The sequence below is a fragment of the Geobacter benzoatilyticus genome, assembly GCF_017338855.1.
Taxonomy (GTDB): Bacteria; Desulfobacterota; Desulfuromonadia; order Geobacterales; family Geobacteraceae; genus Geobacter; species Geobacter benzoatilyticus.
In genome coordinates this window covers 42,308-54,929 of sequence record NZ_CP071382.1, presented here as the reverse complement: position 1 = coordinate 54,929, position 12,622 = coordinate 42,308, and the positions used below count along the sequence as shown (strand labels likewise).

The window sequence follows — 12,622 nt, the reverse complement described above, 5'->3', positions numbered from 1 at the left end:
TCCATGAAAGATAAAAAGGCATTAAGCTGTTTGGTGGTATAGCATAAAGTGGTAGCTGTTGCCAGAATGATTTGACACTAAGTCCTTTTGTCTGTTATAGAAAATGCCGTAAATTCCGCTTTCTCGGGGGTTTTGACCCATAGGGCGAGTACTTTATCCGCGGAGTGACCGATGATCATACAGTGTGCTCAGTGCAAAGCCAAGTTCAGACTCGACGATTCTAAAGTCAGTGATGCCGGGATCAAGGTTAGATGCTCGAAATGCAAGCATATTTTCGTGGTGAAGAGAGAAGCTCCGGTTGAGGAGAGTGATCTGGATCTCCTTCTGGGGGGATTGGACTCGCACGGGGCCGGGACTGCCGCTGGTGACGGGCAACAAGGCGTGGGTATGCAGGATGTACCCGCGTCCGCAACAACTGATACTTCGCAAGGCGAAACGTCTTTTTCCTTCGATGGCGAGGAATCGGAAGAGGTTTCCCCGTCGTTTGCAGCAGGACCTTCCGAAGAGCCGGAGAGTGGAGAAGATTTTTCTTCGTTTGCCCTGCAGTCCGGCGACTCGGAAAAACCGGTTTTTGCCCCTGAAGAGGAAACCCGTCAGGATGAATCTTTTGGAGGATTTGAAGAGGAGCGGGCAGAGACAGAGGATGGAACTGCCTTTTCCGATTCAGTTGGTGTCGCAACGGAATTTGCCGTCTCCGAAGATGGTGCGGCACAAGAGGATGAAGTTCCGGCACGGGAAGATGAGATAAGCTTCGGAGAGGTGAGTCCCGAGGCTTTTGCCGCGGCAACCAATGTATCCGATTCTGGAACTGATGGAACGGAAGAAGAGGAAATCTCCTTCGAGTTTTCAGATGACGAAACGACCGGCGATGGGGAAGAGGCCGGTTCAGAACCTTCGGCAAGCAGCGATATCGATTTCGGGGAAATTGATTTCGGCATTGAAGATACGGAAGCGGAACCCCCTCGTAGCGGACTGTTTTCCCCGGCTCCGGAAACTGCTGATTTGTCTGCCGGCGTTGAACTCGCGGGCGATAAGCCTTCAGCGGAGACAATGCCATCGGTGCCTTCATCCGATGTGAGCGTGGAGGATGAAGCTCCACCGTTAAGTATCTCATCCCGGCGCAAGGGAGAACCGTTCCTGCCTACATTGCTGATTGCATTGTCAGTGCTGGTGATAATTGCTCTGGCCGGTCTGGGATTCTATTATTTAAAAGATGGCCCCGAAATCCTTAATAGGCTTGGGGTTGGTTTTGTTGCAGATTGGTTTGGTATTGAGAGCCGTGATGAAGGGTCAATTTCCCTTGATAAGGTTGGAGGTTCCTATCTGGTCAATCCAGAGGCAGGTGGAGAGTTGTTCGTTATCCGGGGGGAAGCCGTGAACAACTACCGTAAGCCGCGTGCAGCCATTCAGGTGCGCGGTGCTCTTCTGGGGAAAAATGGGCAGATATTGGCACAAAAGGTTGCTTATTGCGGAAACAATCTTACGGACGAGCAGATTCGAACACTCCCGCTTGAGCGACTGGATGCGGCCATGGGAAATCAGTTCGGAGATTCCCTGGCGAATCTCGGGGTCCAGCCCGGCAAGCGAATTCCCTTCGTTATCGTTATCGCCAATATCCCGAAAGATGCTGCCGATTACAGCGTGGAAGCCGTAGGCTCAACGGTGGCGAGCCAGTAAGTTGATCGGATGGATATTAATACAAAAGGGCCGGCATTTATGCCGGCCCTTTTGTATTGGATGTATTGAAAAAATGAAGCCGACACCGATTATATCGGGTCGGCTTCGTGTGCTGAAACCTGGTTAATCAGGCGGCGCTGATGGCGCTAGTCGGGCAGGTGTCAACGCATGCACCACAGTCGATGCAGGTGTCGGAGTCAATCTTGTGCTTGTCACCGGCCGGGGCGATTGCGTTCACCGGGCAGGAGTCTACACATGCACCACAGTTGGTGCAGTCATCGGAAATAACGTGAGCCACTGTCCTACCTCCTTGTAAAGTTTTTGGCTTAAGCCAAATTAACAGTAAACATACCATGATTGGTGTCCGGAAGTCCAGCAGAAAGGTGAAGTCCGGGAAATGTGATTCCATAAAAAAACTTGAATTTGCCCCACCTGTATTGTATATGTAAAAAACAGTTCTATTTTTTAGGATTGGTGGGCGGTGTCAAGAGAAGATGTATCCGGAATTTCACGTTTTATTGCTGTTTAACGATTTTTATTTTGGCTCAATTTAGGAGGATATGATGGTTATTCTCGCCCTCAACTGCGGCAGTTCCTCAGTGAAATACCAGTTGTTCGACTGGGCAAAGAAAGAGGTTGTCGCCAAGGGTATGGTGGAGCGGGTTATCATCGGTGATTCGTTCATTATGCACGAGGTTCCGAGTCGAGAGACCTACCGGAATGAATACGAATGCCCGGATCATCAGGTAGCCATCGGCCTGATCATCAAAACCCTTGTTGATCCCGAGCATGGCGTTCTTAAAGACATCAACGAGATTTCGGCGGTCGGCCACCGTGTTGTTCACGGGGGAGAAATGTTCACCCGTTCGGTGCTCATTGATGAGAAGGTGCTCGATGCCGTAAAGGAAGTCCAGCATCTGGCGCCACTCCACAATCCACCCAATATTGCCGGTATCGAGGCAGCTCAGGCTGTTCTCCCCGCTGTACCCCACGTTGCCATTTTCGATACGGCATTTCATCAGACCATGCCCGAACATGCCTATCTTTATCCGCTCCCCTACGAGTGGTACGAGAAATATGGCGTACGCCGGTACGGTTTCCACGGGACTTCACACCTCTACGTTTCGAAGCGTGCGGCCGCCCTCCTCGGAAAAGCCCCGAAGGATTGCAACCTCATCACCATGCATATCGGCAATGGTGTTTCCCATTGCGCCATCAAGGGTGGCGTGTCCATTGATACAAGCATGGGGCTCACCCCGCTTGAAGGGGCAGTTATGGGCACCCGTTGCGGTGATATCGACCCGGCCATTCCCTCTTTCATGATGCAAAAGGAAAACCTCTCCGCAAAGGAGATTGACAGCATCCTCAACAAGAAGAGCGGCGTGCTCGGACTGACCGGACGCTTTACGGATCGCAGGGACGTGATAGAGAATGCCTGCAACGGCGACCATCGCTGCCAGGTTGCCCTGGATATCGAGGCCTATCGGCTCAAAAAATACATCGGTACTTACATGGCGGTTCTCGGTTGCCTCGATGCCGTGATTTTCACTGCCGGTGTCGGGGAGATGGGATGCCTGATAAGGGAAAAGGCCATTGAAGGTCTCGAAGGTATCGGTATAAAGCTCGATCGGGAGCGGAACAAGAGCGCCATGACGAGAAAGCGGGAGACACTGATTACCACTGATGATTCTCCCATCAAGGTCTATGTTATTCCCACTGACGAGGAACTGGTCTTTACCGAGGACGTCGTTGCCATACTTGACGGCACGTACACCGATCACATGAATTTCAACTACTCCTTTGCGAGCCCTGATTTCGTGCGGTCTTAGCCGTAGGGAATACTTACGGCTCTCACCTTGAGAAAGGCCGCCATGGATTCCATGGCGGCCTTTCTTGTCATGATATAACGCAAAAGCGGCCGTCGGGCATTGTGCCGGACGGCCGCTTTTGTATGCGTGCGAGGCTTACGGTGCGTTTATCCTTGTGCCTGCACCGCGGTGATGGCGGCGACATTCACGATGTCATCGACGGAGCAGCCTCGGGAGAGATCGTTCACCGGCTTGGCCAGCCCCTGGATGATGGGGCCGATGGCCTCGGCGCCTGCGACGCGCTCCACGAGCTTGTAGGCAATGTTGCCGGCGTCCAGGTCCGGGAAGACGAGAACGTTAGCTTTGCCGGCAACGGCGCTGCCGGGGGCCTTGCGCTCGCCCACCTTGGGGAGGAGTGCCGCGTCGGCCTGGAGTTCGCCGTCGATCTGGAGCGCCGGGTCGATGCCCTTGGCCAGTTCCATGGCCTTGAGGACCTTGTCCACGTCGGCATGGCTGGCACTCCCCTTGGTGGAGAAGGAGAGCATTGCCACCCTGGCGTCCACGTCGAGGAACGCCTTGCAGTTGCGGGCGGTGGCCACGGCGATGTCGGCCAGGGCCTGGGCATCGGGATTGGGGTTCACGGCGCAGTCGGCAAAGAAGATGATGCCGTTTTCGCCGAAGGTCGGGGGCTTGGTGACCATGAAGAAGAAGGAGGAGACGGTCTTGATCCCCTGGGCCGGACCGACGGTCTGGAAGGCTGCCCGGAGCACGTCGCCGGTGGTGCCGGTGGCGCCGGCCACTTCGCCCCCCGCGTCGCCCTGGCGGACCATCATGCCCGCATAGTAGAGATTGTCGGGGGCGATGAGGAGCTTGAGGGCCTCTTCCTTCGTGAGTCCCTTGCTCTTGCGGAGTTCCACGAGGGCATCGGCATAGTCGTTGAGCTTGGGGGAGGAAGCCGGCTCTATCAGCTCGACTTTGGATATGTCGGCGCCGAGGTCGGCGGCTTTTTTGGCGATGGCCTCTGCGTTGCCAAGCATGACTACTTTTGCCAAACCCTGTTCGACGATCTGTTGGGCAGCGGCGTACATCCGGTCGTCGTAGCTCTCGGGGAGCACGATTGTCTGCAGATTGTTCCGGGCTTTAGCCTTGATTTGGTCCATCAGGCCCATGGGCGATCCTCCTTGGTCTAATATTAAAACAGAATTCTAGTTTATAGCCGATACAGGGGGTCCGGTCAACAAAAAACCCGGCGTGGGCCGGGTTTAGGAGTGGGTGGGCGTTTGCCGTTTCAGGATGAGGGGGCGCAGTCGCGGGTGTCCCCCTGTATTTTTTCAACGGCGTGGGGGACAGCGGGCCAGACCGCCTCAAGGTTCTCGATGGCCCCCCTGGGACTGCCGGGGAGGTTTATGATGAGGGTCTGTCCCCGGATGCCTGCCACAGCCCTGGAGATCATGGCGTGGGGGGTCTTTTCGAGGCTTTTCATCCGCATAACCTCGCCGAAGCCGGGGATCGTCCGGTCCAGGATTTTCAACGTGGCGTCGGGGGTGACGTCGCGGGGGGATACGCCGGTGCCGCCGGTAGTTAGTATCAGGTCGTAGAGGCCGGAATCGGCCCATTGGGTGAGCCGTGCTGCGATGAGTTCCGCCTCGTCGGGGATGATCTCCGTATGGGCGGTTTCGACGCCACGCTCGAAAAGCCAGGCGGAGAGGGCCGGGCCGCTTGCATCTGCCCGCTCGCCCCTGGAGCCCTTGTCGCTCAAGGTCAGGATCGCCGCCTTCATGCCGGTTCCTCCCGGCGCCAGGTGCCGCTTTTCCCACCCTCCTTGAAGAGGAGGCGGATGTCGCCTATGGTGATCCCCTTGTCGGTCCCCTTGCACATGTCATAGATGGTGAGGGCCGTTACGGCTGCGGATGTCATGGCTTCCATCTCTACGCCGGTCCGCTCGAAGGCCCGAACTGTCGCTTTGATAGTGATGACCCCCGCCTCGGGATCGGTCTCGAAGTCGATCGCCGCATGGTGGATGGCCAACGGGTGCGAGAGGGGAATCAGCTCGGGGGTCTTCTTGGCGGCGGCGATGCCCGCCACCCGCGCCACCCCCAGGACATCCCCCTTGGTGGTGCGGCCGGCCAGGAGGTCTGCCAGCGTTTTGGGCTCCATGGCAACCTTCGCGGCGGCGGTTGCGGTGCGAAGGGTCGGCTGTTTGGCGCTCACGTCCACCATGATGGCCTGGCCCCTATCGTCGAAATGGTTGAAAGACATGGTCTGATTCTCCCTTAGTTTTCCAGCATTGTTGCATCATCACGCAAAATCATCAGGTCCACTTCGGTTCCCGCTGGGACGACGGATGCCTCAAGGGGGAGCAGCACCAGACCGTTGGACCGGACCATGGTTCTCAGGATGCCGGTGTGCTGGTCGCCGGCGGTGGAGGCTTCCAGCCTGCCGTTGCGCTGGGTCACCTGGACTCTGAGGAAGTTGACCTTACCGGCTTTTTTCTTCGCATCTTCCCGGAGTGTGGCCTTGACGAAGGGGCGCACTACGTTGCGGTGCCCCATCATCCGCAGGAGGGCCGGCCGGGCGAAGATCTCGAAGGTGACCATGGTGGAAACGGGGTTGCCGGGGAGCGAGAAGACCGGCTTTTCTCCGTACATCCCGAAGGCGGTGGGGCCGCCCGGCTTCATGTCCACCTTCCAGAAGAGCTGCTCGACCCCCAGTTCGGCCAGCACATCGCGTACCAGGTCCCGGTCCCCCGCGGAGACGCCGGCGGAGGTGATGAGGGCGTCGGCCCTGAGCCCTTCGGCAAGCTTTTCCCGGTGGCTCTCCCGGTCATCCCGGGCGATGCCGAGGATGATGGGCTCGGCTCCGCATTGGCGTACCGCCGCTGCCAGGGACAGGGTGTTGGAGTTGATGATCTTGCCCGGAACCGGAGGGGACCCCAGTTCGATCAGCTCGTCGCCGGTGGAGAGGATGGCGACTCTGGCCCTGCGGAAAACCGGCACGAGGGCCTTGCCGAAGGAGGCCAGCATACTGATCTCGGGGGGGTGGATAAGGGTGCCCGCCGGGATGACCGTCTCGCCGGCAGCCACGTCCTCGCCCTTGAAGCGGATGTGCTGGCGTTCCTTGACCGGGGCGACGATCCTGACGGCATCGCCGTCACCTTCGGTCTCCTCCACCGGCACAACGGCGTCGCAACCGGGTGGGATGGGGGCACCGGTCATGATCCTGATGGCGCAGCCGGGCTCAACTGGCCCGCTTACTTCGCCGCCGGCGGGGATGTAGCCGGCCACTTTCAGGGAGACGGGAATGGTTGTGCAGTCGGCGGCGCGCACGGCAAAGCCGTCCATGGCGGAGTTGTCGCAGAGGGGCATCTCCCAGGGGGCTTCCAGATTTTCAGCCAGGATGCGGCCCGCTGCTTCAAGGATTCCAACCCGCTCGATGCCCAGGGGGGCTACGCGGTCAAGAATGAGGCCGCGGGCTTCGGTGAAAGAAGGCACGGTTGTTTTTCTCCTTCGTCGAAAGATGTGCTCCGGTTTGCCCGCGGCGCGTCGAGGCGCCCGGCCACCAGGTGGATGCGCTCGCCCTGCAGGCGCTCCAGGTGCTCAGGGTCGTGGGTTGTCATGACGACGGTTGTTCCCCTGGCGGGGAGGGTGGATATAATCTTTCCCATCAGCTCGCTGGTTTCGCGGTCCACGTTGGCAAGGGGCTCGTCCAGGAGGAGTACCTTCGTCTCCAGGGCCAGTGCCCGTGCCAGGGCAACCCGCTGGGCCTCGCCGCCGGACAGCTCCCGGGAGCGGCGTTGCCCGAAGCCTGGGAGCCCCACGAGGGCGAGGGCATCCTCCACCCGTTGCTTCAGGCTGTCGCCGTGGACTCCCCGCAGCTTCAGGCCGTAGGCCACATTTGTGGCAACGCTGCCGGTGAAGAGATAGGGCGACTGGTGGACGAGGGTCACTTCCCGCCGCAGGCGCAGGAGCGAACCATTGCTCCAGTGCACCGTCTCCCCGTCCAGGGCGATATTACCCGCCGCCGGCGGAGAAAGCAATGCCAGGTGGGAGAGGAGGGTGCTCTTCCCCGCACCGTTGGCGCCGGTGAGAATGTAGAGGCAGCCGGAGTGGAGTGTAAGTCTCTCGATATCCAGGACGGTCCGGGAGCCGTAGGTGGTGCGGATGTTGTCGAGTCGGTAGCGGATGCTCACGGTGGTTTACCTCTGCTGCAGGGCGTTAAGCGCCATGTTGACGACCAGGGCAACAGTCATGAGGATGAGCCCCAGGGCAAGCCCCAGGGCGAATTCTCCTTTGCCGGTCTCCATGGCGATGGCGGTGGTCATGGTGCGGGTGTAGCCCCGGATATTGCCGCCGAGCATCATGGCGACCCCCACCTCGGCGATGACGCGACCGAAGCCGGTGATCACCGCTGCCATGATTCCGAAGCGCATCTCCACCACGAGCCGGCGGATGCTCTCGAAGGGACCTGCCCCCAGGGTGAGTGCCGTGGGGACGATGCGGGGGTCGGCCCCCTTGATGGCGCTCATGGTAAGGTTCGCCACAATGGGGATGGCCAGGAGCGTCTGGCCGATAACCATTGCCGATGGAGTGAAGAGGATTCCGAACCCCCCCAGGGGGCCCTGGCGGCTGATGATGCTGTAGACGAAAAGGCCAACCACGACCGTCGGCAGGGCCATGAGGGTGTTTAGGAGCGTCACTGCGGCCCGCTTGCCGGGGAATTCGGTCACCGCAATGGCTACCCCCGCCGGGACCCCGGCCAGGGAGGCGAACAGGGTCGACCAGAGCGATACCGCAATCGACACGGTCACCGCGCTCACCACGTCCGGGTCGCGGGAGGTGATCAGTTCAAGGGCTGTTTTGAGGGATTCGGAGTAAAAGTCCATATGAAAATCCGGGACCGGGGACCGGTAAAGGCTTTATCGGTCCCCGTATTCTCCCCGTTGGTTCCTTATTTCTTGTAAATGAAAAATACCGGCTCGCCGTGGGCCTTGTAGCTGGAAATAATCTTCAGCCCCTTGGGGCCGGTGATGTAATTGATCAGCTTCATGGCCAGGTCATGCTTCACGTGGGGGAATTTTGCCGGGTTCACGGCGATGATTCCGTAGGGGTTGAAGAGCCCCTTCTCACCCTGGAAGACGATGGCGAGGTCGGTCTTCTGCCTCTTGAAGGCGTTATAGGTGCCCCGGTCGGTCAGGGTGTAGCCGCGGCGCTCGGTGGCCATGGTGATTACCGGGCCCATCCCCTGGCCAGCCTCGATGTACCAGCTCCCCTTGGGGGCGGTGCCGGCAGCTTTCCAGAGGTCCAGTTCCTTCATGTGGGTGCCGGACTTGTCGCCCCGGGAGACGAAGGTGGCTTCCTTGGTGGCGATCAGCTTCAGTGCCTCGGCGGCGGTCTTAGCCTTGGCGATGCCTGCCGGGTCGTTCTTCGGGCCGATGATGACGAAGTCGTTGTACATGACGTCCTTGCGGTTAATGCCGAAGCCGTCGGCCACGAACTTATCTTCGAGCTTGCGGGCATGGACGAAGACCACGTCCACGTCGCCGGCCTCGCCCAGCTTCAGTGCCTGACCGGTACCCACGGCGATTACATCCACCTTGCAGTTGTACTGTTTCTCGAAGGGGGGAAGAAGCACATTCAGAAGCCCGGAGTCCTGGGTGGAGGTGGTGGTGGACATCTTGAGGCGCTCCTCCGCCGAGGCAAGGGAGGTGAGCGATAGCACAACGGCGAGTGTGATGAACAGCGGGCGAAGCATTTTCATTGTTGGTTCCTCCAGGGTTGATTGCTGTAAATAAAAAAGGCCCCTATCCAGAATGGAAGGAGGCCTTGGACGCACGGCGCCGCAGGGTGTCTCCTTTCCAAAAGGGAGGTGCTGCCGTTTCCCGCAACACCCGTTGGCCGGCGACCATGAGGAAAATCCTGGTAGGCGCGACGGCTCGGAGAGTCTGTTTATTGATTTTAATTGCTAGTTATCATGCCTGTATCGAGTTTTTATGTCAATCCCTTGCATGGATTTATTCCCCGACCGCCGCCAGCGCCGGTTCAAGCATTACCTCGCTGAATTCCATATGGAGGAGGTTTATGTAAATCATCCGGTTGCGGAGCGATTCCCCTTCTCCCAGGAGGATCTTGCAGGCTTCGGCCACCTGGAGGCTCGCCACCACTGCCGGGGTGAAGGACGGATTGCCCAGCCGCGTTTCGACCCCCCTGGACTCGGACCAGTTGCCGAAGAGAGAAGGTGAGATGTCGTCACCGGGGAGTTGGGAGGCCACCTGCCCGTACCAGCCGCCGATGGCGCCGTGCACGAGGGGGATGGAAAGTTCGCGGCAGATTTCAGCCAGTTCCAGCCGGGTGGCGATACTGTCGAGGCCGTCCATCACCACATGGGCGCCGGCCAGGATGTCGCGGGCGTTTTCGCGGGAAAATGCCGTCTGGAGCGCGGTGACGCTAATCGCCGGGTTGATCTCCCCGACCCGCGCCGCGGCCACCTCCGCCTTCGGCCTGCCGAGCAGCGCAGGGGATGAGAGAATCTGGCGGTTAAGGTTGTGCTCCTCGAAGATGTCGGGGTCCACCACCACGAGGTTTCCGACGCCGAGGCGGGCCAGCTCTTCCACCAGATAGCCGCCGAGGCCGCCGCTGCCGATGATGACAGCCCGGCTCCGGCAGAGCAGCAGCTGGTTTTCGACGGTGATGGTCTGCCGGTTGCGCTGGTAGCGGGCCGGCATTATACCGCGCTGGAGGACCGCTTCTTCCACCTGGCCGAAGGTAATCCCGAAACGCTCTGCCGCCGCCACCTGGGCCGTCCAGGGGAAAAGTCCCCCCGTTGCCGCCTCCGAGATAAATTCGCGCAGCCCCATTGGCTACCCTCCTCCCACGAGGGGGAACAGCGACAGGGTATCACCTGCGAACAACCGATGGTCCAGCTTGGCGTGCCGGCCGTTGACCAGAACAATACCCACTTCCTTATGCGGGATCTTCAGTTCGCCGGCGACGTCCGCGGGGGTAATTCCTTCCCGGTATTTTTGCGTGGTTGCGGCAAAACGCCCGACACGGAACATGGCGAACAGTTTTACGGTGATCTCCATTGCGTTTCTCCCACGGCCTGTTAGGCACGGTTGAGGTGGATGGCGCGGACACGACTGCATGTGTCCGCGCCGTTTCTTAGAAATTCCAGAACTCGTCGATCTCTTCGTCGGTGAAGTCCCATATGGCGTTGTGGGGCGCCACCGGCTCGGTCTTGAAGAACTCCGGCAGACGGTCGTGCTCTTTGGTGAAACCGGCGTCGATGTTGAACTGCCGCTCGGTCTTCAGGATGTATTTGCCCAGATTCGTCACGTCTTCGCCGGTGAGGTTGATGTCGTAGCGGGCGTTGATCATGTCGATGAGGGCCGGCAGGCACTCGGGGATGTCCAAGGCCGGGAAGGCGACGAAGATGCACATGCCGGTGGAATCCACGGCGGCGGTGGCGATCTGGAGGTTGCGGGAAAGCTCAACCTGGCCGTCTTTCTTCAACGGGTCCACGAAACCCCCAACGTTGAGGATGTTGGTGGCGATGGTGTAGCCGGCGGTGTGGTCGGCCCCCATGGTGCTGGTGGCGTAGGTGATGCCGATTCCCTTAACCGACCGGGGGTCGTAGGCCGGGATACCCTGGTTCTTCACCACCGGCACCCGGGTGACGCCGTAGGCTTTTCCCACAGCACCGGCGCCGCCGCCGAGAATCCTGCCCAGGGGGGTTCCCACGGCGATCTCTTCCTTCAGCAGGCGGATGATGCCTTTGCTGTCGCCGAAGGGGAGGATGCCGGCCTCCATGGCCACGCCGAACATGACGGCGGTCTCGATGGAGTCGATGCCGATGTCGTCCTTGATGTTGTCGGCCAGGGCGATGTCGTCAAGGTCGTCGATGCAGCAGTTGGCGCCGAGCCCCCAGATGGTCTCGTACTCGAAGCCGGAGGTGACGTATTTGCCTTCCTTGTCGTGGTAGACCTGGGAGCACTGGATGATGCAGCCGGCATGGCAGCCGTGCTTGTGCTTGCCGCCACGGGAAACGATGGTCTCGTGCATGGTTTCGCCGGAAATCTTGTCGTGGTGGTCAAACCGCCCCGTGGTGAAGTTCTTGGTCGGCAGCCCCCCCGCTTCGTGGAGGATGTTCACCAGGACGTTGGTGCCGTAGGTGGGAAGCCCCTCGCCGCTTACGGGGTGGTCCAGGAGCGCCTTGGCAAAGGCCCGGGATGCGGTCTTGAATTTCTCCGGATCGGCGATGGTTACCTTGGGGGCCCCTTCGTCGTTGATTGAGATGAACTTTATCTTCTTGGAGCCCATGACGGCGCCGAGGCCGCCGCGGCCGTGGCTGCGGATCTTGCTGTCCGGGTCCTTGACCGAGATGTTGGCGGCGGCCATCTTCATCTCTCCTGCCGGGCCGATGCTGAGAATGCCGGTCTTTTTCCCGAGGCGGGCCTCAAGGGCCTCGATGACGGCGAAGTTTCCCTTTCCCACCAGTTCGGACTCTTCCTGGATGGTTACCCCGTCCATGGAGACGTGGAGGCTGTACCAAGCGTCAGCTTTGGCGATTCCCTCGATGATGAGCGCCTTGATTCCGAGGCGTGCCAGCATCTGGGCCGCAGTGCCGCCGGCGTTGCTTTCCTTGATGGTGCCGGTGAGGGGGCTCTTGGTACCGGCCGAGAGGCGGCCCGAGTTGGCGGCCGGCGTACCGGTCAGGAGTCCCGGAGCGAAGACCAGCTTGTTGTTCGGCCCCAGGGGGTGGCAGGTGGGGGGGACTTCTGCTGCAACGATGGTGGAGGTCAGGCCGCGCCCGCCGAGGCCGACCCAATCGGCGGGGACCGCCTCGGTCCTGGTGCTCAGGTCGGACATATTTACGCGAATTATCTTATCCATGAACTGATTCTCCCTTTCTGCTGTTAGCGGGTCTCATTGATTGTTCTCCTTTCCGAAAGGGAGGTGCCGCCGTTTCCGACGGCACCCAGTGGCCTTCAGCCATGAGGGTTCCCTGTTAGGCTCGCAGGCTCGGAGATTATAATTGGTTCTAGGGAGCCGATTTCGTGCAAGGCCAAGGCGCCCGAGTGATGCCGCGGAGGCGTAGCAGCGCTACGCCGCACAAGAGCATCGAGAAGGGCAACGCCGGGA

General features: G+C 59.7%; 13 protein-coding genes and 2 riboswitches. Of the genes, 2 read left to right on the top strand and 11 right to left on the bottom strand.

Going from position 1 to position 12,622, the window contains the following annotated elements:
- Positions 1–171: 171 nt before the first annotated feature.
- The gene (locus JZM60_RS00240; RefSeq protein ID WP_207163554.1) at positions 172–1,677 is read left to right on the top strand and encodes a DUF3426 domain-containing protein; all 1,506 of its coding nucleotides are present in this window, start codon (positions 172–174) and stop codon (positions 1,675–1,677) included.
- 127 nt (positions 1,678–1,804) lie between these two features.
- Here JZM60_RS00240 and JZM60_RS00235 read toward each other — a convergent pair whose 3' ends face one another.
- Complete coding sequence (locus JZM60_RS00235) at positions 1,805–1,975, bottom strand: DUF362 domain-containing protein (RefSeq protein WP_207163553.1); 171 nt, start codon at positions 1,973–1,975, stop codon at positions 1,805–1,807.
- A 265-nt stretch (positions 1,976–2,240) separates the two neighbouring features.
- On the opposite strand from JZM60_RS00235, the gene JZM60_RS00230 reads away from it, so the two are divergent.
- Positions 2,241–3,506, top strand: coding sequence for an acetate kinase (locus JZM60_RS00230; protein ID WP_207165373.1), 1,266 nt, complete (start codon positions 2,241–2,243; stop codon positions 3,504–3,506).
- Between the two features lie 146 nt (positions 3,507–3,652).
- Here JZM60_RS00230 and pta read toward each other — a convergent pair whose 3' ends face one another.
- The 10 genes from pta to JZM60_RS00180 form a co-directional block, all read right to left on the bottom strand.
- On the bottom strand, positions 3,653–4,654 hold the full coding sequence (gene pta / locus JZM60_RS00225) for a phosphate acetyltransferase (protein ID WP_207163552.1): 1,002 nt from the start codon (positions 4,652–4,654) through the stop codon (positions 3,653–3,655).
- Between the two features lie 119 nt (positions 4,655–4,773).
- Entirely contained in the window at positions 4,774–5,265 is a 492-nt protein-coding gene (locus JZM60_RS00220; protein ID WP_207163551.1) for a MogA/MoaB family molybdenum cofactor biosynthesis protein, read from the bottom strand.
- Positions 5,262–5,744 (bottom strand): cyclic pyranopterin monophosphate synthase MoaC, encoded by a 483-nt coding sequence (gene moaC, locus JZM60_RS00215; protein ID WP_207163550.1) that lies wholly within the window; start codon positions 5,742–5,744, stop codon positions 5,262–5,264. The genes JZM60_RS00220 and moaC overlap by 4 nt, the downstream gene beginning before the upstream one ends.
- 14 nt (positions 5,745–5,758) lie before the next feature.
- A complete protein-coding gene (locus JZM60_RS00210; RefSeq protein WP_207163549.1) occupies positions 5,759–6,976 on the bottom strand; it encodes a molybdopterin molybdotransferase MoeA in 1,218 nt (405 codons plus the stop codon).
- On the bottom strand, positions 6,931–7,674 hold the full coding sequence (locus JZM60_RS00205) for an ABC transporter ATP-binding protein (protein ID WP_207163548.1): 744 nt from the start codon (positions 7,672–7,674) through the stop codon (positions 6,931–6,933). Before JZM60_RS00205 ends, JZM60_RS00210 begins: the two co-directional genes overlap by 46 nt.
- A 6-nt stretch (positions 7,675–7,680) precedes the next feature.
- Complete coding sequence (locus JZM60_RS00200; protein WP_207163547.1) at positions 7,681–8,367, bottom strand: ABC transporter permease; 687 nt, start codon at positions 8,365–8,367, stop codon at positions 7,681–7,683.
- 65 nt (positions 8,368–8,432) lie between these two features.
- Positions 8,433–9,242 (bottom strand): ABC transporter substrate-binding protein, encoded by an 810-nt coding sequence (locus JZM60_RS00195; protein WP_207163546.1) that lies wholly within the window; start codon positions 9,240–9,242, stop codon positions 8,433–8,435.
- A gap of 74 nt (positions 9,243–9,316) precedes the next feature.
- A riboswitch (molybdenum cofactor riboswitch) is annotated at positions 9,317–9,435 on the bottom strand.
- A gap of 60 nt (positions 9,436–9,495) precedes the next feature.
- Positions 9,496–10,338, bottom strand: coding sequence for a HesA/MoeB/ThiF family protein (locus JZM60_RS00190; protein WP_207163545.1), 843 nt, complete (start codon positions 10,336–10,338; stop codon positions 9,496–9,498).
- 3 nt (positions 10,339–10,341) lie between these two features.
- A complete protein-coding gene (locus tag JZM60_RS00185; protein ID WP_207163544.1) occupies positions 10,342–10,566 on the bottom strand; it encodes a MoaD/ThiS family protein in 225 nt (74 codons plus the stop codon).
- A gap of 76 nt (positions 10,567–10,642) precedes the next feature.
- Positions 10,643–12,373 carry an aldehyde ferredoxin oxidoreductase family protein gene (locus JZM60_RS00180; protein ID WP_207163543.1) on the bottom strand — a complete coding sequence of 577 codons (1,731 nt, stop codon included), beginning with the start codon at positions 12,371–12,373 and terminating at the stop codon, positions 10,643–10,645.
- Positions 12,374–12,402: 29 nt separating this feature from the next.
- Positions 12,403–12,520, bottom strand: a riboswitch (molybdenum cofactor riboswitch).
- Between the last annotated feature and the right edge of the window lie 102 nt (positions 12,521–12,622).

Coding starts and splice junctions, on each gene's coding strand:
- JZM60_RS00240 (WP_207163554.1), top strand. CDS start 172: ATGATCATACAGTGTGCTCAGTGCAAAGCCAAGTTCAGACTCGACGAT.
- JZM60_RS00230 (WP_207165373.1), top strand. CDS start 2,241: ATGGTTATTCTCGCCCTCAACTGCGGCAGTTCCTCAGTGAAATACCAG.
- pta (WP_207163552.1), bottom strand. CDS start 4,654: ATGGGCCTGATGGACCAAATCAAGGCTAAAGCCCGGAACAATCTGCAG.
- JZM60_RS00220 (WP_207163551.1), bottom strand. CDS start 5,265: ATGAAGGCGGCGATCCTGACCTTGAGCGACAAGGGCTCCAGGGGCGAG.
- moaC (WP_207163550.1), bottom strand. CDS start 5,744: ATGTCTTTCAACCATTTCGACGATAGGGGCCAGGCCATCATGGTGGAC.
- JZM60_RS00200 (WP_207163547.1), bottom strand. CDS start 8,367: ATGGACTTTTACTCCGAATCCCTCAAAACAGCCCTTGAACTGATCACC.
- JZM60_RS00195 (WP_207163546.1), bottom strand. CDS start 9,242: ATGAAAATGCTTCGCCCGCTGTTCATCACACTCGCCGTTGTGCTATCG.
- JZM60_RS00190 (WP_207163545.1), bottom strand. CDS start 10,338: ATGGGGCTGCGCGAATTTATCTCGGAGGCGGCAACGGGGGGACTTTTC.
- JZM60_RS00185 (WP_207163544.1), bottom strand. CDS start 10,566: ATGGAGATCACCGTAAAACTGTTCGCCATGTTCCGTGTCGGGCGTTTT.
- JZM60_RS00180 (WP_207163543.1), bottom strand. CDS start 12,373: ATGGATAAGATAATTCGCGTAAATATGTCCGACCTGAGCACCAGGACC.